Source organism: Bacillus sp. XB1 (assembly GCF_053557995.1).
The window spans coordinates 2603872-2625093 of sequence record NZ_JBNRIL010000001.1 but is presented as its reverse complement, the minus strand read 5'-3'; the positions used below and the strand labels follow the sequence as shown (position 1 = coordinate 2625093).

General features: G+C 37.2%; 19 protein-coding genes. All 19 read left to right on the top strand.

The window, feature by feature from the left end; translation table 11 throughout:
- The first annotated feature begins 21 nt into the window (after positions 1-21).
- The 19 genes from ACK1U5_RS13420 (at position 22) to ACK1U5_RS13330 (ending at position 21218) form a co-directional block, all read left to right on the top strand.
- Positions 22-1263 (top strand): metallophosphoesterase family protein, encoded by a 1242-nt coding sequence (locus ACK1U5_RS13420; protein ID WP_057528552.1) that lies wholly within the window; start codon positions 22-24, stop codon positions 1261-1263.
- Positions 1260-4184 (top strand): ATP-binding protein, encoded by a 2925-nt coding sequence (locus ACK1U5_RS13415; RefSeq protein ID WP_113710758.1) that lies wholly within the window; start codon positions 1260-1262, stop codon positions 4182-4184. The genes ACK1U5_RS13420 and ACK1U5_RS13415 overlap by 4 nt, the downstream gene beginning before the upstream one ends.
- A 41-nt stretch (positions 4185-4225) precedes the next feature.
- Positions 4226-5170 (top strand): 3'-5' exoribonuclease YhaM, encoded by a 945-nt coding sequence (gene yhaM / locus ACK1U5_RS13410; RefSeq protein WP_000726638.1) that lies wholly within the window; start codon positions 4226-4228, stop codon positions 5168-5170.
- A gap of 343 nt (positions 5171-5513) precedes the next feature.
- Complete coding sequence (locus tag ACK1U5_RS13405) at positions 5514-6458, top strand: ring-cleaving dioxygenase (protein WP_113710757.1); 945 nt, start codon at positions 5514-5516, stop codon at positions 6456-6458.
- A gap of 49 nt (positions 6459-6507) precedes the next feature.
- Entirely contained in the window at positions 6508-7485 is a 978-nt protein-coding gene (locus tag ACK1U5_RS13400) for a ring-cleaving dioxygenase (protein ID WP_001072558.1), read from the top strand.
- A gap of 240 nt (positions 7486-7725) precedes the next feature.
- On the top strand, positions 7726-8820 hold the full coding sequence (locus ACK1U5_RS13395) for a response regulator aspartate phosphatase (RefSeq protein ID WP_000500595.1): 1095 nt from the start codon (positions 7726-7728) through the stop codon (positions 8818-8820).
- Positions 8820-9143, top strand: a complete 324-nt coding sequence (locus tag ACK1U5_RS13390; protein WP_000719824.1) for a Phr family secreted Rap phosphatase inhibitor — start codon at positions 8820-8822, stop codon at positions 9141-9143. Before ACK1U5_RS13395 ends, ACK1U5_RS13390 begins: the two co-directional genes overlap by 1 nt.
- 250 nt (positions 9144-9393) lie before the next feature.
- A complete protein-coding gene (locus tag ACK1U5_RS13385) occupies positions 9394-10266 on the top strand; it encodes an alpha/beta fold hydrolase (RefSeq protein WP_000819487.1) in 873 nt (290 codons plus the stop codon).
- Positions 10267-10344: 78 nt separating this feature from the next.
- Complete coding sequence (locus ACK1U5_RS13380; protein WP_000449223.1) at positions 10345-10545, top strand: sporulation YhaL family protein; 201 nt, start codon at positions 10345-10347, stop codon at positions 10543-10545.
- A gap of 214 nt (positions 10546-10759) precedes the next feature.
- On the top strand, positions 10760-11611 hold the full coding sequence (locus tag ACK1U5_RS13375; protein ID WP_000554479.1) for a DUF2935 domain-containing protein: 852 nt from the start codon (positions 10760-10762) through the stop codon (positions 11609-11611).
- A 273-nt stretch (positions 11612-11884) separates the two neighbouring features.
- Complete coding sequence (locus tag ACK1U5_RS13370) at positions 11885-12541, top strand: DUF7018 domain-containing (lipo)protein (protein ID WP_050964629.1); 657 nt, start codon at positions 11885-11887, stop codon at positions 12539-12541.
- 403 nt (positions 12542-12944) lie between these two features.
- Positions 12945-14141: an oxalate decarboxylase family bicupin gene (locus tag ACK1U5_RS13365; protein WP_000747515.1), complete on the top strand. Its 1197-nt coding sequence runs from the start codon at positions 12945-12947 to the stop codon at positions 14139-14141.
- 384 nt (positions 14142-14525) lie between these two features.
- Positions 14526-14975 (top strand): helix-turn-helix domain-containing protein, encoded by a 450-nt coding sequence (locus tag ACK1U5_RS13360; RefSeq protein ID WP_000577645.1) that lies wholly within the window; start codon positions 14526-14528, stop codon positions 14973-14975.
- Positions 14976-15072: 97 nt separating this feature from the next.
- Positions 15073-15633, top strand: a complete 561-nt coding sequence (gene glpP, locus ACK1U5_RS13355) for a glycerol uptake operon antiterminator GlpP (RefSeq protein ID WP_000394286.1) — start codon at positions 15073-15075, stop codon at positions 15631-15633.
- Positions 15634-15859: 226 nt separating this feature from the next.
- A complete protein-coding gene (gene glpF / locus ACK1U5_RS13350) occupies positions 15860-16681 on the top strand; it encodes a glycerol uptake facilitator protein GlpF (protein ID WP_001272195.1) in 822 nt (273 codons plus the stop codon).
- A gap of 13 nt (positions 16682-16694) precedes the next feature.
- On the top strand, positions 16695-18185 hold the full coding sequence (gene glpK / locus ACK1U5_RS13345) for a glycerol kinase GlpK (RefSeq protein WP_000760011.1): 1491 nt from the start codon (positions 16695-16697) through the stop codon (positions 18183-18185).
- Between the two features lie 133 nt (positions 18186-18318).
- A complete protein-coding gene (gene glpD, locus ACK1U5_RS13340) occupies positions 18319-20001 on the top strand; it encodes an aerobic glycerol-3-phosphate dehydrogenase (RefSeq protein ID WP_000672836.1) in 1683 nt (560 codons plus the stop codon).
- Between the two features lie 118 nt (positions 20002-20119).
- The gene (locus ACK1U5_RS13335; RefSeq protein ID WP_069605160.1) at positions 20120-20452 is read left to right on the top strand and encodes a PadR family transcriptional regulator; all 333 of its coding nucleotides are present in this window, start codon (positions 20120-20122) and stop codon (positions 20450-20452) included.
- Positions 20445-21218: a VanZ family protein gene (locus tag ACK1U5_RS13330; RefSeq protein ID WP_001288382.1), complete on the top strand. Its 774-nt coding sequence runs from the start codon at positions 20445-20447 to the stop codon at positions 21216-21218. Before ACK1U5_RS13335 ends, ACK1U5_RS13330 begins: the two co-directional genes overlap by 8 nt.
- Positions 21219-21222: the final 4 nt, after the last annotated feature.

Sequence of the window (21222 nt, the reverse complement as noted above, 5' to 3'; positions counted from 1 at the left end):
AGATAGGAAGGATCGTTATTTGTGAAACAAGTAAAGTTTATACATGTGGCTGATTTGCATTTGGATAGTCCGTTTAAAGGGATGGAGATGAATGTTGCGCAGTCTGTTTGGGAGAGAATGAAGCAAAGTACGTTTGAATCATTTGAGCGTATTGTTGATAAAGCAATTCAAGAGCGCGTTGATTTCGTATTACTAGCTGGGGATTTGTACGATGCGGAGACGAGAAGTTTGAGGGCGCAAGTGTTTGTGCGTGAGCAAATGAAGAGACTTTCGCAGTACGATATCCCTGTTTTTATTATTCACGGTAACCATGATCATTTAGGAGGAAGCTGGGCAGCAATTGAGTTTCCGGAAAATGTTCATGTATTTACTGAGCCTTATGTAGAAGAGAAATCATTTTATAAAAATGGTGAGCTATTAGCTTCTATTTATGGTTTTAGTTATTTGCAGCAAGCGGTAACGGATAATATGACAGCGCAGTATACGAAAATGAGTGATGCGCCTTTTCATATTGGCATGCTTCACGGAAGTGTGGAAGGAGATGCAGAGCATAATCGCTATGCACCGTTTCAAATTCGTGAGTTGAAAGAAAAACAGTTTGATTATTGGGCTCTTGGCCATATACATAAACGTGAAATTTTATCAGAAGAACCATGCATTATTTATCCAGGGAACATACAAGGTCGTCATCGTAAGGAAACAGGCGAGAAGGGTGCGTACCTTATTGAACTTACGAAACAAGGAACGCAGTGTTCATTTTTCCATACGGCAGATGTTGTATGGGATGAAATCGAAGTTTGTATTGATAGACTTGAAACTGTTGATGAACTTATGACGAGCCTATCTACTGCGATGAATGAATGCCGAAGAGAAGAGGAAGGTACGCTATTAACTGTCGTATTCACAGGACAAGGCTCACTTTCCCCTTATTTGCGTGACGAAAAGCGCGTGGAAGAGATTTTTCACATTTTAGCATCTAGCGAAGAGCGAAAAGATTTTGTATATGCGATGAAGTGGAAAAATGAGACGGTTTCTTTTGCGGAAATCGAACGTTTGAAAGCGGAAAATCATTTCATAGGTAGTGTGCTAAAGGAGTTAGAAGCTTTCAGCAATATGGACGGAGTATTGCGCACTATTTGGACATCTCCTGTAGCGCGTAATAGTATTGAATCTTTTACAGAAGAAGAGAAGAAAGAGATTCAAAAGGAAGCAGAAAATATTATTTTAGAGCAATTATTCCAGCAAGAGAGGGATAAAAAATGAGAATTGAAAAACTCCATATTTATGGGTACGGAAAATTAGAAAATGTGGAAATGGATCTTTCCTTGCTGACGGTGTTATACGGTGAAAATGAAGCGGGGAAATCGACAATTCGCTCATTTATAAAAAGTATTTTGTTCGGTTTTCCGACGAGAGGACAGCGCCGTTATGAGCCGAAAGAAGGCGGGAAGTATGGCGGTGCGATGACTGTGCAAACAGAGCAGTACGGTCGTTTGAAAATTGAGCGATTGCCAAAGACGGCAGCTGGCGAGGTGACCGTTTATTTTGAAGACGGGAAAACGGGCGGAGAAGAAATTTTAAACGATATATTAAGCGGGATGAATGAAAGTTTATTTGAATCTGTCTTTTCATTTGATATGCATGGCCTTCAAAACATTCATCAGCTTGGCGAAGCGGATATTGGCAATTATTTATTTTCGGCAAGTGCAGTCGGAAGTGATGCGCTATTGCAGTTAGATAAAAAGCTAGAAAAAGAAATGGACCAGCGCTTCAAGCCGAGTGGTCGTAAACCAGAAATTAACGTGTCATTGCAAGAGATGAAGAAACTTGAAGAGAAGATGAAAGAGTGGCAAGGGAAAATTGGCACGTATGAAAAACAAGTGGAGCAGTTAAAAGAAAGTGAAGAGAAGCTTGCTTCTGTTCGCGGGGAAAAAGAGAGTGCAGAAAAGCGAAAGCAAGATTATGAAATATTAGCAGCGCTTGAGCCACTCGTTATTGAAAAACGTGCGCATGAGAAAGTGTTAGAGAACGAGAGCGGGCAGTTTCCTGTAAACGGAATGGCGCGTTATGAAGCAATTAAGGCGAAAATGGAGCCGCTTCAATTACAAGTTGATTCGCTCCACAAGAAAATTGAGACAGTGCAATCGGAAATTGCTTCGATTCAAATAGATGAAGAGTTTTTACAAAAAGAAAGTTATGTAGAAGAACTTCGTATGCAGCATATGTCTTACGAAAATGCACGCCAAGAAATGCGTGATATGAGCGGGAATATTACGAATATAAAAGAAGAAATCGCAGAACTAGAACAACAAATTGGTACTACTTTTGAAAAGGAAACAGTTCTTTCATTTGATATGAGTTTGGCAACGAAAGAGTTAATTACGCAAACAGTGCAAAAGGCGCGCGAATTAGAAACGCAAAAAGCACAGCTCGATGATCGTTTTAAAGTAGCGCAAGAGCAATTAGAAGAACAAGAAGAAAATATAAGACAGATTAAGAAACAAATGTTAGTGGATGAAGAGAGAAATGTGTTAGTTGAGAAAGAGAAATCGTTCCAAGATGCGGCGTTTATCGGTATGGGCGCAGAGAGAATGAAGCGCAAGTATGAAGAGAAAACAGGAGCAGCTAAGCAAAAGAAAAAGCAGTGGCAAAGAGTTTGTCTTCTGTTACTCCTTATTAATACAGGCATTTTATTCACAAGCTTATTGATAGACAATCGCCCGCTCTTATTTATTAGTGTCATCGTATTTGTAGGGATTGTTCTCGCCCTTGTTTTATATAAAGATCCATCAAGTGGATTACAAGAAGAGCTCCTTACACTTCAGCAAAGTGCCGGCGGGAGACAAAGTGAAGAAGCGATGTCTGTACGCTATCAGTTAGAAAAAGATGAAGAGATACGTAAATTATTTGAGCGTGAGTCTTATAAGTTACAGCAGTTGGAGCGAGCGTATGATAAAGTCGTTTCATCGTATGAGGAATGGGAGAGAGAAACGTTCCAGGCGGGAGAACAAGTCGATGCATATAAAACGCGCTATATGTTTCCTGAATTTTATACGTATGCACACATATTGCCGGCGTTTGAGCGTATTGAAAAAATGCAGCAATTATATCGGGAGTTAGAGAAGCAAGGTACGCGAAAATCTTCATTATATGAAATGATTTCGCAATTTGAACATAAACTAGAAACTGTTATCGGTAGTGCGGAGTATAGTAAGCTACACGAGGCACAAAGCCGTATGCAAAATGAGAAAGAGAAGCGCCAAACTTGTAAGCAGTTAAAAGAAAAACTGGCGGAATGGCAAGAAGAATATGAGTTTATGCAAGAACAATTAAAGCAATTACTAATAGAACGAGATGGTTTATGGCATATTGCAGCGTCTACAGATGAAGAGATGTTTTTAGAAGCAGGTAAACTGGCGGAAAAACGTGAAGATGCAGAGAAACAAGTGGGGCGTTTATTGCCGCAAATTGATCTGTTAGAACAGCGTTTAACGAGTTTATCATTAGCTGAACATTATGAAGCTGACGGTTATGAAGAGAAATTAAAGAGAGAAATGACAGTCGTGCAAAACTGTCTGGCGCAAGAGAAAGAACTGACAGAGCGTATTGCGAAACATCGTATGGAAATTGCGAATTTAGAAGAAGGTAGTACGTACGGTGATTTAATGCATGAATGGGAAATGAAAAAAGCGCAAGTGCGTGAACAAGTGAAGAAGTGGGCTGCTTATGCGGCCGCAAAAACGGTGTTAACGAAAACGAAGCAATATTATCATGAAGTACATCTTCCTCGTATTTTACAAAAGTCAGAAGAGTATTTCGTCTATTTAACAGGCGGACGATATAGTAAAATCTTTTCACCGTCAGAGTCAGAGCCGTTTATTGTAGAGCGTAACGATGGTATGCGTTTTTACAGTCATGAACTAAGCCAAGCGACAGCGGAGCAGTTATATTTATCGCTGAGATTTGCACTAGCAAAAACATTTGAGCATGATTATCCATTTATTATTGATGATAGTTTCGTGCATTTTGATGTGGTAAGGACGAATCGTACGATTGAACTTATAAAGGAAATTGCAAAGGATAGACAAGTCATATTCTTTACATGTCATGCGCATTTACTCGCGTATTTTACAGAAAAACAGATTATAAAATTAACACATATGCGTAAAGAAAATGAGTTGTAGTGTGCTATACTAAAAGTAACTGATTTGGTGGAGGAATTCGAATGAAAAAGAAAATTGCAGAGTATGAAGTTGGTGAACAAGTCGATATTTTCTTGTTAATTAAAACAGCGACAAAAGGTATCGCAAGCAATGGAAAGCCATTTTTAACAGTAATCTTACAAGATCCAAGTGGAGATATTGAAGCGAAGTTATGGGACGTATCACCAGAAGTTGAGAAACAATATGTAGCGGAAACAATCGTGAAAGTAGCTGGAGATATTTTAAACTACAAAGGACGTATTCAATTACGTGTGAAACAAATCCGTGTTGCGAATGAAAATGAAGTAACAGACATCTCAGACTTCGTAGAAAAAGCACCAGTGAAAAAAGAAGATATGGTTGAGAAAATTACGCAATACATATTTGAAATGAGAAACCCGAACATTCAACGTCTAACAAGACATTTATTAAATAAGCATCAAAACGAATTTTTAGACTATCCAGCAGCGACAAAGAACCATCACGAGTTCGTATCTGGACTAGCTTATCACGTTGTATCAATGCTTGATTTAGCGAAAGCTATCTCAAATCTATACCCATCATTAGATAAAGACTTACTATATGCAGGCGTTATTTTACATGACCTTGGTAAAGTAATTGAATTATCTGGCCCAATTTCTACAACGTATACGTTAGAAGGAAACTTACTAGGCCATATTTCGATTATGGTGAACGAAATTGGTAAAGCGGCAGACGAATTGCAAATCGATGCAGAAGAAGTATTAATTCTTCAACACATCGTCCTTTCTCACCACGGAAAAGCAGAATGGGGTAGTCCAAAACCACCATTAGTAAAAGAAGCAGAAATTCTGCATTACATCGATAACTTAGATGCAAAAATGAACATGATGGACCGCGCATTAGGACGCACAAAACCAGGCGAATATACAGAGCGTGTCTTCGCTCTTGATAATCGTTCGTTCTATAAACCGTCGTTCCATAATTAAAAGTGTGAATAAAGTGGCCTCATTAAGTTTTAATATGCTTAGTGAGGCTGTTTTTATAGGAAGTAAATAATATGATACAAAAAATATCTCGAATTTGAGATAAATCACTTGCTTTTTAATCACTTGAGGTGTAAAGTGATAGTAACGAAAGCGATTGAGTCATATGAAAACATACACTCAGTTGTTTTTGATTAAAACAAAGTAACTTATACAGTAAAAACTAAGATGAATTTACAAAAATATAATTAAGAATAAATTGAAAAGCTAAAAACCATATTAGTTGTGGGAAATGTTATTTTTTTAGTTATCACTTGACTAGTAAAACGAAACGGAGGAATAACCAATGTATGAAATTAAAGGGCATCATCACATTTCAATGGTTACGAAAAATGCAAATGAAAATAATCACTTTTATAAAAACGTGCTTGGCTTACGTCGTGTGAAAATGACAGTAAACCAAGATGATCCGTCAATGTACCACTTATTTTATGGAGATAAAACAGGAAGTCCAGGTACGGAATTATCATTTTTTGAAATTCCATTAGTAGGAAGAACATATCGCGGTACGAATGCGATTACTCGAATTGGATTACTCGTTCCTTCAGAGGAAAGCTTACATTACTGGAAAGAACGATTTGAGAAATTTGATGTGAAACATAGTGAAATGACAACATATGCAAATCGTCCTGCTTTACAATTTGAGGATGCTGAAGGTCTTCGCTTAGTACTACTCGTTTCAAACGGAGAAAAAGTAGAGCACTGGGAAACTTGGGAGAAATCAGAAGTTCCTGCAAAGCATCAAATTCAAGGAATGGGTTCTGTAGAAATGACAGTGCGTAGACTTGATAAAATGGCGAGTACACTTACAGAGATGTTCGGTTATACAGAGGTTAGCCGAAATGATCAAGAAGCAATTTTCCAGTCCATTAAAGGAGAGACTTTTGGAGAAATCGTTGTGAAATATTTAGATGGTCCTACTGAAAAGCCGGGCCGAGGCAGCATTCACCATTTAGCAATTCGCGTGAAAAACGATGTAGAGCTTGCCTATTGGGAAGAACAGGTGAAACAAAGAGGCTTCCATTCTTCAGGAATCATCGACCGTTTCTATTTTAAAAGCTTATATTTCCGCGAATCAAACGGAATCCTATTTGAAATTGCGACAGATGGCCCAGGATTTACAGTTGATGGAGATGTGGAACATTTAGGAGAAAAACTTGATTTACCACCATTCTTAGAAGGTCAGCGAGCAGAAATTGAAGCGAATTTAGCACCTATTGAAGAGAAGTAATAGTAGAGAAAAGATAAAATAAAATTTAAAACTATTGGAGGAATATAAAATGAACCAATTAAAAGGAATTCACCACGTTACAGCGATTACAAGTAGTGCAGAAAAGAACTATGAGTTTTTCACTCACGTTTTAGGGATGCGTTTAGTTAAGAAAACAGTAAACCAAGATGACATTCAAACGTATCATCTATTCTTTGCAGATGATAAAGGTAGTGCAGGAACAGATATGACATTCTTTGACTTCCCAGGTATTCCAAAAGGAGTACACGGTACGAATGAAATTTCAAAAACTTCATTCCGCGTTCCGACTGATGCAGCATTAGAGTATTGGGTGAAACGTTTTGACCGTCTTGAAGTAGAACATACAGGAATTAAAGAGCAATTTGGTAAGAAAACTCTTTCTTTCGTTGACTTTGATGACCAACACTATCAATTAATCTCAGATGAACTTGATAACGGTATAGAATCAGGTACACCATGGCAAAACGGACCAGTTCCATTAGAATACGCAATTACTGGTTTAGGCCCTGTATTCATCCGTATTGCAAACTTTAGTTTCTTCAAAGAAGTGTTAGAAAAAGTTTTATTATTTAAAGAGGTTGCGCAAGAAGGAGAATTCTATTTATTTGAAGTGAATAAAGGTGGAAACGGTGCATCTGTCATCGTAGAACATAATACAGTTCTTCCTGAAGCACAACAAGGTTTTGGTACAGTGCACCATGCGGCATTCCGCGTAGAAGATCGCGCTGTATTAGAAGAATGGATTGAGAGAATCAGTAGCGTAGGGCTTCCTTCATCGGGTTATGTAGATCGTCACTTCTTCGAGTCATTATACGCAAGAGTTGCACCACAAATCTTATTTGAATTTGCAACAGACGGCCCAGGATTTATGGGAGATGAGCCATACGAAACACTTGGCGAAAAATTATCTTTACCTCCATTCCTAGAGCCAAAACGTGAAGAAATTGAAAAATTAGTTCGTCCAATTGATACAGTAAGAAGTACGAAGGAATTTATTAAAGAGTAAAAATAGAGCAAGTAGTTTTAGCGGAGTGCTGGAACTGCTTGCTTTTTTATTTATTCTAGTGATTTTTCTGACAATTGTTTCTCAAGTTATTAAAAAGGAAAACTTTGGTATAATTAATTTAAATATTTAATTTTCTGATAATTATTTTTCAATACATAGAAAAGGAGTGGTAATATACAATTTTGATAATTGTATAAAAATCCTAATTTTGTAATTTTGGAGAAAAGGGGATGCGAGTGTATGGGAGCAGATGTAGTAACGCGGGAGCAAATGAAACATTCTTTAGATGATTGGTATCGTGTAATGTTGCAGCAAAACATAGAGAAGGCCACAGAAATGAAAGAGGAGATTGAAAGTAAGATTAGTGGGTTGGATGTGGATCAGGAGGTATCTTTGTATTTTACTTTATTAGATTTTAGATATAAAATGCTGACGGATTGGTTGAATATAAAAGAAAATAGTTTTGAGAGAATAGAATCTTTTGAAATTCCAACTGAAGGGTTTTTAGCATATTATTATCATTTCTTTAAAGGGATATATTGCACTTCAATGTCTAGATATGGCGATGCAAAGGAAAATTATGAAAAAGCAAATGAACTAATGAAATATGTTTCGCACTCTTTAGAAAATGCAGAATTTGATTATCGTATAGGTAATTTTTACTATCAGACATATCAACAAGTTAATGCAATTGATTATTTGAGAAAAGCGAAAGAAGAGTTTAAAAAACATATAGGTTGCGAAATAAATATAGCGCTATGTGAAAATGCTTTTGGTCTGTGTTGTGTAGATTTGAAAAATTACGAACTCGCGGAAGAAAGCTTTAATGCTGCTATGGATATTTTCCAAAAGGTAAATTATGAAAAATATATTTTAATGGTGCGTCATAATTTAGCCTTTTTGTATGCTAGTCAAGATTTATCGGAACTTGCAGTTCGCCATGCATCCGAAGTTACAAAAAAACAGCCGAAATTTTTTAAAGCGCTATTTGTTGAAGCGCGTGAATGTTATAAATTAGGGCAATATCAATTGGCAGCAGATCTGGTTGAAAAAGGTTTGGATATTTGTAAAGAATTAAATAAGGAAGAGTTTCAATATCGTTTTATGATTTTGAAAAGCGTAAATGAAAAATCACCTACATTAAGTTTAGAGCCAGTAGTTTTAGAAGGTATTACTTATTTTGAAAAAGAAGAGCTATGGGAGTGTATACAGGAATACGCTGAAATGTTGGCCTTAAGGTTTTATAAGGAAGAGAATCACGATAAAGCTAGTCATTATTTTTACATGAGTCATAAAGCTCAAAAAAAATTGTTAAAAAAAGGAGCGCTAAAATAATGAAAAAGATTCACTTTGGAATGTTAGGGATTGCGTTAGTAGGTGTGTTATCAATTGGAGCTAATAGTTCATTTACAAATCAAGCCTTAAATATAGGAGAGACAGGAGGAGCACCAGCAAGACCAGACTATATTAGCTTCAATAAAGGAGATACTGGTGGAGTACCAGTAAAACCAGACTATGCTAGTTTCAATAGAGGAGACACGGGTGGAGCACCAGCAAAACCAGACTATACTAGAGGCGACACAGGAGGAGCACCAGCAGATAATAGAGGTGACGGTGGCGGTATTAGCAAACAAGACTCACACGCTGATCATTTTTAAATTAAATAATAACAAAGAAAGGGATCTCACAACGAGGTCCTTTTCTTTGTTATTAGGCCATGTAGAGAAAAGAATTGACTTACTTTAAATTTGTAACTATAATAGTTACAGAATAACCATTAGTAATAGAAATGAGTTATATTTTTTTAGTATAATTGTAACTGTTTTAGTTACAATTAAAAAGAGAACATAAAATAACCAAAAAATGTAAAAGCTTTTAAATAGCAACAAGAGAAAGGAGACGGGAACTTTGAAAAGGTTTAAGTTTTATATGATTAGCGGTATTGTGCTCGTTTTGTTAATTGTTTGTAACTTCGTTGAGAAGCCGATTGCGAAGGTTGGCGAAGTGAAAGATACTGTTATGATGAAGCTGAATACGAAAGAGAGTATGGCGCAAATTGACGGGCAGACGATTTATTTTAAGCAAATTGGTGAGGGAAAACCCCCGTTACTCATGTTGCATGGGTTTGGTGGTTCATCTGATGGGTTTAGTGATATTTATCCGGAACTAGTGCGAGATCATACGATTATTGCGGTTGATATTTTAGGGTTTGGGCGTTCTTCTAAGCCGGTTGATTTTCAGTATTCGTTTCCTGCGCAAGTGAATTTATATTATAAGTTAATGAAGAAGCTCGGATACGATCAGTTTGCAGTGCTCGGCCATTCGATGGGCGGAGAGATGTCCCTTAATTTAGCGTATTTATATCCGGATGCAGTGACGCATCTCATCTTGGCGGATGCTACAGGGATAGAGTCTTTCCAACAAAAAGAAAGTTATGAAGTACCACCGCTATCGACGGACTTACAAACTGTAACTGAGATTACGAAGTATAATAAAAATGAAGTAAAAAATAGTCGTGATGATAAAGAGCATTATGATCAGCTTACGAAAATGAGAGAGCGCCGCATTGCGATGGAAGCTGATAAAATTAAGGTACCGACTTTAATTATATGGGGACGACATGATAAAAGTGTTTCTTGGAAAAATGGTGAACTGTATCATGGGCTATTTGCAAATAGTACGTTTCATATTATTGAAAAAGGATACCACGCACCGTTTCGTCAGGAACCAATTGAGTTTATGGAATATGTACAAGCATTTTTCGCGAAGCATCCACAATAAAAATTTTAAGCATAAATCCACTTCTTTCCTCATAAAGTGAAACTAATAAGGCTTGTCTAAGGAAAGGAATGAAGTGATTTGGAAACTTTACCATGGTGGGTGTATCTTGTAATTGTCGGGATTGTACTAAGTGGCTACATGGTTTTATATACTTCGAAAAAAGAGCAAGATATGGATAATGAGTTTATCGAAAAAGAAGGCGAAGTGTATATGAAGCGCTTAGAAGAAGAGCGCGAGAAACGTAATCAGGATAGTGATAAAGATTCGGTATTGCTTTAATAGAAATTTTGAAAGGCTACCACCTAGTAGGATTTTACATCTAGGTGGTAGCTTTTTTCTTCTGGGGGAGCAGTATATGTTCATCAAGCTAAGGTTATATTAGTTTAATTTTACATGTATAAGAGAGTCATCATAAACTTTTATTGATGGCATTTATATATATTTTTCCTCATAAGAATGGAACTAGCGGGGATTTTACTGGGGGGGATTAACAATGCATAGGGATGAAACTTCATTACATCCTGATACAGGCGTTACGTCTGTAATGTTTGTTGAGCGTTCATTAAATGAAATTCGTTTTTGGTCTAGAATCATGAAGGAGCATTCTTTTTTTCTTCGATTGGGATTTAGATGTGAGGATACTCAATTAATTGAAGAGGCGAATCAATTTTATCGGTTGTTTGAACATATTGAACAAATAGCGCATTCCTATACAAATGAAACAGATCCTGAGCAAATCAAAAGGTTTAATGCAGAAGTACAACAAGCCGCAACTAATATTTGGGGATTTAAACGAAAAATTTTAGGATTAATTCTCACATGTAAATTGCCAGGACAAAATAACTTTCCACTTTTAGTTGACCATACAAGTAGGGAAGCTGATTATTTTAGAAAACGTTTAATACAATTAAATGAAGGTAAATTAGATGCTCTTCCTGATGCTATTATTAAAGAAAATGTTTTCTTTTTAAGGATTATGGCAGACCATGCTAAATTTATTGGCCATCTTCTTGATCCATCAGAAAGAAAGCTTGTAGATACAGCACGGAATTTTAGCAATGATTTTGATGAATTGATGTATCAAGCAATTGACTTAGAATCTATGAAACCACAATCCCAAACAGCTCCTCTTTTAGATCAATTTTTAGATCAAAATCGCGTGTCAGTTGCATCTCTTCGGGATTTTAAGAAAACAGCACGTGATTTAATTGAGCAATGTAAAATAAAGAGCATCATTCATCCATTATTGGCAGACCATGTTTTCCGTGAAGCTGATAGATTTCTTGAAATCATTGATATGTACGATGTTCATCTTACAAATATTCAATCACAACCTAGATATTAGAAGATAAGGAAAGATACTATTTTTCCTTAAGCTGAGAAGTTAACAATTTATTGTTAGCTTCTTTTCTTTGTGATTAAAATTTTCTTTTAAGGACTACATAAATCCTTTTGACCAAATATGTAATTCTTTGTAAAATGTTATATATGGAAATATTATGAATATACAGGAAATCTATGGGTAGTAGATTTTAATAAATTACTCGGGGGAAATTTATTAATTAAGTATATTAACTTTTTCACATTAAATTTTACAACTAAAGGGGTAGCAGTAATCATGAAGGCAAAGAAATTAGTAAGTTTAGCATTACCAGTTATGTTATTGAGCGGTTGTATTACAATTGAAACTGATGGTAAGAAAGCTGAAACAAAGAAAGAAGAGACGCAAAAGGTAGAGAAAGAGAATAAGACTTCTGAAAAAGAGAGTAAGTCAACTGATAGCAAGAAAGAGGATAGCTTATCTGTAGTGAAAGGTGAAGGTACAAACAGTAGTTCATCAAGTAGTCAACCAAGTTCTTCTTCAAATAATTCAACTTCTTCACCTGGTAAGGTAACTGGTTCAGATGTTGAAAGGTATAAGGCAGATATCATAAACAGTGCTACTCAAATTGAAGATACAATGAAATTAATTGAAGGAATAGCAGATTCAGACGTAAAATCATACAAACAAAAGAAAAGTGAAGTACAACTAAGTTTAGGTGGAGCAAAGGCAACAACGAAGAAACTGAAGAATTTACAAGCGCCCCCTGAGTTACAGGGAGAACAGGCGAAGATAAAGCAATCGATGGAACTGTATGCGGATTGTTTTCAACTTCTCTTTGATGCATTGGACCAAGAAGACGAAAGTAAAATGCATCAATCAGTAAGTAAAGCACAAGAAGGTTCGAAACTGTTTGAAGAGGCAGCGAAGAGTATTGGTAGTAAAACCAACTAAGAATAAATTATTTTAAGGGGTACTTGTGGGTGCAGTTGGTGCAAGTGAAGAGTTAGGAATTAGTTATGGAAACACATTACAAATTTATCAAATGGACGATAATGTTCGTATTCGATATGTAAAACAATAAATAATTGGTGAAAAACTCTGTAATAAATTTTACAGGGTTTTTTGTTAGTTCTAGTTTATTTTTTTGTCTTCCTAAGCGCTAAGCATACTAGTATAAGTTGAGAAATGAACAAGAAGATTTGATGGGGAATATTGAATTTCCGATAAAAAATAACAATAGTAGACGCGTTTTTTTCACGGTTTAAATCATAGTAACTGTAACCATCTAAAGCCCAATTCATACACTATGGTGGAGGATTTTCACCTAATAACCGGATGAAAAAGGAGTGTAATCATGAAGAAACGTACTGTTAATGAAGCGGGAGGGAATGTGCCACAACCAATCCGCAGCGACGGAGCTGGTGCGATTGATTCTGGACCTCGTAATGTTATGCGGGATATTCAAAATCCGAATATGCTTGTTCCGCCTATAACGGATGCAGGGTTAGTTCCTAACTTGAAGTTTTCATTCTCGGACACTTCTATGATTTTGAAACAAGGCGGGTGGTCTCGGGAGATTACTGCTCGGGAACTACCGGTTTCGACGACGATTGCGGGAGTAAATATGAGTTTAACGGCCGGTGGAGTACGAGAACTACATTGGCATAAAGAAGCGGAATGGGCGTATATGCTTTTAGGACGGGCGCGCATAACGGCTGTTGATCAAAATGGGCGTAATTTTATTGCTGATGTTGGACCAGGTGATCTTTGGTATTTTCCGCCTGGTATTCCGCATTCCATTCAAGGATTGGAACATTGTGAATTTCTACTCGTTTTCGATGATGGGCATTTTTCTGATTTATCTACTTTAGCTATTTCTGATTGGTTTGCGCATACGCCAAAAGAAGTGTTGTCGGCTAATTTCGGAGTACCTGAGAGTGCTTTTCGTTCTATTCCTTCAGATCAAGTTTATATTTATCAAGGAGAGGTGCCAGGTTCGCTTGAAAGTCAGGAAATTCAATCACCGAAAGGAGAAGTTCCTTTAACATTTAAACATGAATTGTTAAAACAAAAGCCGATTAAGACGCCTGGTGGTAGCGTTCGAATTGTAGATTCTACAAATTTCCCTATTTCCAAAACAATCGCAGCAGCGCTCGTTGAGGTTGAGCCTGGTGGAATGAGAGAACTTCATTGGCACCCGAATAATGATGAATGGCAATATTATTTGACAGGGGAAGCGAGAATGACTGTGTTTCTTGGAAATGGTACCGCTCGTACATTTGATTATAGAGCTGGCGATGTCGGATATGTACCGTTTGCGACGGGGCATTATATTCAAAATACAGGTACCGAAACATTATGGTTTTTAGAGATGTTCAGAAGTAATCGTTTTGAAGATGTATCGTTAAATCAATGGATGGCACTGACTCCTAGAGAAATAGTGGAGAGTAATATACATGTTGGCCCGCAAGTAATGGATTCCCTGCGTAAGGAGAAGAGGCCTGTTGTGAAATATCCGGGGTTTTCATATAGTCCGAAAAATGATGAGTAAAAATGAAAATTTGCGTTATTCTTTCTGGAGACTGATAAGAAGGGATGGCGTATTTTTTATGCCTAATCTAGTCTTTATCGCGCTATTTGCCGGGCAGTAAGACCCCACCTCAAAATTCAGCGGAAGCAAAGAAGTTAGGTGGGGGGCGGGCTGTCCGTAAAAGTCCGATTGGTGAGGGTTGATTAAAGTTTCACTTTATTAGTATCCGTTCCTTGTATTATTGTTCGGGAAATTATTATTGGAGCATAGTATAGGGAAGATACATATAAAAGAGCGCCATTATAAGCTGTAACGCATAAGTTGCGCAGGAAATGCAACGATAACTAGCTTTACTCTTCATCATTTATTTGAACATAATGGGCATAGAGAGGTGATAAACACAGTATGATTTTTAGTGAGCGTTTAAAAGAAGAAAGGGAAAAAAGAAATTGGTCGCAAAATGATTTGGCTGAAAAAATTCATGTGAGCAGGCAATCTGTTTCGAAATGGGAGACGGGAAAGAACTATCCGAGCATTGAAATTATTATTCATTTAAGTGATCTGTTCGGTATTACAATTGATGAACTGCTAAGGAGTGATGAAGAATTGACGCAGAAAGTAATTGAAGATAGTAAGCAATTGGCATATCCAAAATGGAAGGTATTTTTTGATAGTCTATTTATGATAGGAGTATTTTTGTTTATTGCAAAAATCGTTGTATGGATGCTAAATAAGTTTGCTGGAGCAAGTATTACAATTGTAGCAGATGCGCCATATGTAATGAATCTTTTGCCCCTTGTATTCATGATTATAGGTGGTATAGGTTCCGATAAGTTGAAGAAAATATACAGATAAGAGAAAGATTTGAAAGAAATCCCCGACACTAGCTGTTCTTTTCACTTAAATTGTGTACTATAAAGGATAGGATGACATAAAGAAGGGGACATATAGAATGGAATTTCATGAACAGAAGATTTTGCCGGCAGTGAGGCAAATTAAAGATTTGGAAAAGCTATTACATAGTTCGTATGAATATATCGTTATTTTAGATATTCATGTCGGTCAATTGAAGAGTGTTATATCACTTGCGAAGCAATATTGTAAAAAGGTGTTTTTACATGTGGATTTAATTCATGGTTTGCAGAGTGATGGGCATGCGACGGAATATTTATGTCAGGAGTTTAGACCGTACGGGTTACTTTCAACAAAGGCGAGCGTTATTATGAAGGCGAAGCAAAAAGGTGTTGTGGCAATACAACGCATCTTTTTAATCGATTCGAGTGCGATGGAGAAGAGCTGCAATCTTTTAGATAAGACGAAACCGGATTATATTGAGGTACTTCCTGGAGCAATGACGGATATTATCGCTGAAGTGAAAGAGCGTACTGGTGTACCGATTTTAGCGGGTGGTTTTATTCGTACTGTAGAAGATGTGGAAAGAGCTTTAAACGCTGGTGCGACAGCAATTACGACATCAAAACGCGAACTATGGAAACATTACCAAAAAAAGTGACGAAAATGTGAATTTTTTCGTTGACACCGCTTTCATTTACGGTTAACATTATAGACAAGTTAATAAACGTGACGGAGAAAAGTAGAGATCCACATTTCATTGTTTCTATATAAATTTATATAGAAGCGTGCAAGCTGTGGGTCTTTTTCTTTTGACAAAAACGAATGGCCATTCATTTTACCTCTATCACATTTGGAAGCGTTTAAATTGATTGTGGAGGGATACTATGTCAGCATTTTTAGGAGAGTTAATAGGGACTGCGTTGTTAATCGTACTTGGTGGCGGCGTTTGTGCTGGTGTAAGTTTAAAGAAGTCGTTTGCGAAAGATTCTGGTTGGATTGTAATTACAATGGGCTGGGGCTTAGCGGTAGCGGTTGCAGCATATGCGGTTGGATCAATTAGTGGGGCACATTTGAATCCAGCTTTAACAATAGGATTAGCATTTAAGGGAGCGTTCCCATGGAGTGACGTACCTGGTTATATCGCAGCACAAATGATTGGGGCAATTATCGGGGCAGTTATCGTATATTTACATTACTTACCACACTGGAAAGAAACAGAAGATCCAGGAACAAAGTTAGGTGTATTTGCAACAGGTCCAGCAATTCCGAACACATTTGCAAACCTTTTAAGTGAAATGATTGGAACATTCGTTTTAGTATTTGGTATATTAGCAATTGGTGCAAATAAATTTGCAGATGGATTAAATCCATTTATCGTAGGTTTCTTAATCGTAAGTATTGGTTTATCATTAGGTGGAACAACAGGATACGCAATTAACCCGGCTCGTGATTTAGGTCCGCGTATCGCACACTTCTTCCTTCCGATTGCAGGAAAAGGCGGTTCAAACTGGAAGTATGCATGGATTCCAGTAGTTGGTCCAATTTTAGGTGGATCACTTGCAGGTTTATTCCATCAAGTTGTATTTGAGGGAAAACAAAATTCAGCACTTATTTATGTGATTATCGCAACTGTGATTGTACTAGCAATCTCTTATATGACAAGTAAAAAAAGCGGAAGCAATACAAATAGTAGAAAAGTAGCATAAGGGGGAAACCGATATGAAAAAATATATTCTTTCATTAGACCAAGGAACAACAAGCTCACGCGCAATTCTTTTCAATAAAAAAGGTGAAATTGTTCATTCAGCTCAAAAAGAGTTTACACAACATTTTCCAAAGCCGGGCTGGGTAGAGCATAATGCACAAGAAATTTGGGGATCTATTTTAGCAGTTATCGCAACTTGCTTAAGCGAAGCGGATGTAAAACCAGAACAAATCGCTGGTATCGGTATTACGAACCAACGTGAAACAACGGTTGTATGGGATAAAACAACTAGTAAACCAATTTACAACGCAATCGTATGGCAATCTCGCCAAACAGCTGAAATTTGTGATGAGTTAAAAGAAAAAGGTTATAGCGAAATGGTTCGCGAAAAAACAGGTCTTTTAATTGATGCATACTTCTCTGGTACGAAAGTAAAATGGATTTTAGATAACGTTGAAGGTGCAAGAGAGAAAGCAGAAAACGGCGATCTATTATTCGGAACAATTGATTCGTGGCTTGTATGGAAACTATCTGGTGGTAAAGCACACGTAACAGATTACTCAAACGCATCACGTACGTTAATGTTTAACATTCACGACTTACAGTGGGATGATGAGCTTCTAGAAATGTTAACAGTACCAAAGAGCATGCTTCCAGAAGTGCGTCCATCATCTGAAATTTACGGAGAAACAATTGATTATCACTTCTTCGGCCAAAATGTACCGATTGCAGGTGTAGCTGGTGACCAACAAGCAGCATTATTTGGACAAGCTTGTTTCGGTGAAGGTATGGCGAAAAATACTTACGGAACTGGTTGTTTCATGTTAATGAACACTGGTGAAAAAGCAGTAGCTTCTGAGCACGGCCTATTAACAACAATTGCATGGGGAATAGATGGTAAAGTAAACTACGCATTAGAAGGAAGTATTTTCGTAGCAGGTTCTGCAATTCAGTGGTTACGCGACGGAATGCGCATGTTTAAAGATGCAAGTGAGAGTGAAGTATATGCTTCTCGCGTTGAATCAACTGACGGTGTATACGTTGTACCAGCATTCGTAGGTTTAGGAACACCTTATTGGGATAGTGAAGTACGCGGCGCTATGTTTGGTGTAACGCGCGGTACGACGAAAGAGCATTTCATTCGTGCAACGCTAGAATCTTTAGCTTACCAAACGAAAGATGTATTATGCGCAATGGAAGCAGATTCAGGTATTGAGCTGAAAACATTACGCGTTGATGGCGGAGCAGTTAAAAATAACTTCTTAATGAAGTTCCAAAGTGATATTTTAGATGTTCCTGTAGAGCGTCCAGTAATCAACGAAACAACGGCTCTAGGTGCAGCATACTTAGCTGGTCTTGCGGTTGGATATTGGAAAAACCAAGATGAAATTAAAGAACAGTGGCATATGGACAAACGCTTTGAACCAACGATGGAAGCGAAAACAAGCGAAGAGCTATATGCTGGATGGAAAAAAGCAATTGAAGCAACAAAAGCTTTCAAATAATCATAAACAGTGTTATAATGGTGACAAGTTAATAATTCGGTAGGAGATTTGGAGAGACCACAACGCGCTATAGAGGCGAAATCTATAGCGGAGTTTGTGGTCTCTTTTTTCGTTATCAAAGGGAGGAATTACCATGAAATTTTCAAGTAAACAACGTAAAGACGTATTAAACGGAGTAAATAAACAAGAGTTAGATGTGATCGTAATTGGTGGAGGTATTACTGGTTCTGGTATTGCATTAGATGGAGCAACACGCGGGTTATCAACAATTGTGTTTGAAATGCAGGACTTTGCAGCAGGTACATCAAGTCGTTCAACGAAGCTTGTACACGGTGGTCTACGTTATTTAAAACAACTTGAAGTGAAAATGGTAGCAGAGGTGGGGAAAGAGCGTGCGATCGTATATGAGAACGGTCCCCATGTAACAACACCAGAGTGGATGTTACTTCCGTTCCATACAGGCGGTACGTTCGGATCATTTAGTACATCAATTGGTCTTCGTGTATACGACTTCTTAGCAGGTGTAAAACGAAGCGAGCGCAGAAAGATGTTTAACCGTGAAGAAACGCTAAACAAAGAGCCTCTTGTAAAAAAAGAAGGATTAAAAGGCGGCGGTTACTACGTAGAATATCGTACAGACGATGCGCGTCTTACAATTGAAGTAATGAAAGAAGCAATTGAGCATGGTGCGAAAGCTGTTAACTACGCAAAAGTAGACAGTTTCTTATATAAAGATGGAAATGTATGCGGTGTACGTGTAATCGATTTACTAGACGGTGAAGTGTACGAAGTTTACGGTAAGAAAATTGTAAACGCAGCTGGTCCTTGGGTAGATACACTTCGTGAAAAAGATAACTCGAAAAAAGGAAAAGTACTTCAGTTATCAAAAGGTGTTCACTTAGTAATTGATCAAAAACGTTTCCCATTAGGTCAAGCGATTTACTTCGATACACCAGATAAACGTATGGTGTTCGCGATTCCTCGCGGCGGAAAAACATACGTAGGTACAACAGATACGTTCTATGATAAAGATGCAGCTGTACCACAAATGACGACAGAAGATCGCACATACATCATTAATGCGATTAACTACATGTTCCCAAGTGTAAAAATTACGGAAAAAGACATCGAATCAAGCTGGGCTGGTGTACGTCCGTTAATTTATGAAGAAGGTAAGAGTGCATCTGAAATTTCTCGTAAAGATGAAATTTGGACTTCTGAATCTGGTTTAATTACAATCGCAGGTGGTAAATTAACTGGATACCGCAAAATGGCTGAAATGGTAGTAGATTACGTAACGAACTTACTACAAAAAGAAGGCCATAGTGCATATCCGAAGAGTACAACGAAACATATGCCAATCTCTGGTGGACATGTAGATGGTTCACACGGATTCCCAGCATTCGTTGCGAAAAAAGCTGGCGAAGGTACGAAATATGGTTTAACAACAGCACAAGCAGAAGAATTCGCGAAATTCTACGGCTCTAACGTTGACGTACTATTTGATTTAGCGAAAAAACATAAAGACGAAGCGAAAGAATACAACATGCCACTAGACGTTCTAATCCCGCTTGTATACGCAATGGATTACGAAATGACAGCAAAACCAGTTGACTTCTTCGTACGCCGCAGAGGCGCTGTATTCTTCAACATCCACTGGGTATACGAGTGGAAAGAAGCAGTAATCAACTACATGGCTGCGAAACTAGGCTGGAGCAAAGAAGAGCAAATGAAATACACAGCTGAATTAGAAAAAGCATTAACAGACGCTGTCATTCCTGTAGATCAACAAGAACAGGCAGCTGCGTTAGCGTAAAATAGAGAACCACCTGAAGGGGAGCCTTTAGGTGGTTCTTTTTTTTATGGAATATTCTTCTAACTATATTGCATAACGACATATGTTGTTATACGATGTATATAAGGTGGTGGTATTGTTGGACAAAGAAATCTTGAAGGGAAGTATAGATATTTTATTACTTTCTATCATTGCAAAACGTGATACATATGGATATGAAATAGCTCAAAGTTTAAAGGATGCAAGTGAAGATTTGTATAGTATAGGGCAGGGAACTTTGTACCCTGCTTTAAAGAGATTAGAGAAAAAGGAGTTTCTTGAATCTTATTGGAATGAATCTGAGAATGGGATGAAAAGGAAATTCTATACTATTACAGATAAAGGGAAAAAAGAATTGCAGAAGAAAGTGAACTCTTGGGAGAGTGTAACAGCATTAATTCAAGCTTGTCAGAAAGGAGTTATTTATGAGTGAATTTGACGAGTATATTAAGTCTATTTTAGCCTATTCAGAACTTAGTGATATTGAACAGGATGAGTTATTTCTAGAAATGTATGATCACTTGAACAGTTTGAAAGAAGAATATATGGAACAAGGTATGAATGAAAAAGAAGCGATTTATAAAGCGATTCAAAGTTTTGGAGAATCAAAAGTTATTGGCGTAGAGATTAATAAATCGGTATACGAAGTTCCTAGGCCATTAAAGGTATTATCAAAAATTTTATGTATTCCTTATATAATCATTTGTTTTATTGTCTTTTTAGGAACATTTATTTCAACTTCTACATTTGACTCTGTTCGCAGTTTGACAGGTGGGACTGTCTATCATCCCATTGAATTTTGGCAGCAATTTTTACATATATCTGATTTAGAAACGTTATTACAACTTTTTGGAATAACACTTTGGCAAGTTAAAGATTTTATTGCACATCCAGGTCCTTGGGGAAACTCAACTTATTGGTTAAGCGTTTTACAACATATAATATTAGTAGTTCCATTCGGATTTTTCGTTCCAGTGCTCATTAATAAAGTGACTAATTATAAGAAAGCTCGTAAGTGGTATGTTATGACCTTTCTTGTTTGGGAGATATTACATTTACTAACTTTGTCTGATGTTTTTGATGTGTGGCGGATTGCTATAAATATGCTCGGTGCGTCGGTAGGATATCTTTTATTTATAAGCATAATGCAACTGGATAATAAATTTAGGGTTATGCGAAAGAAGATATTTGAAAATTAGCTCG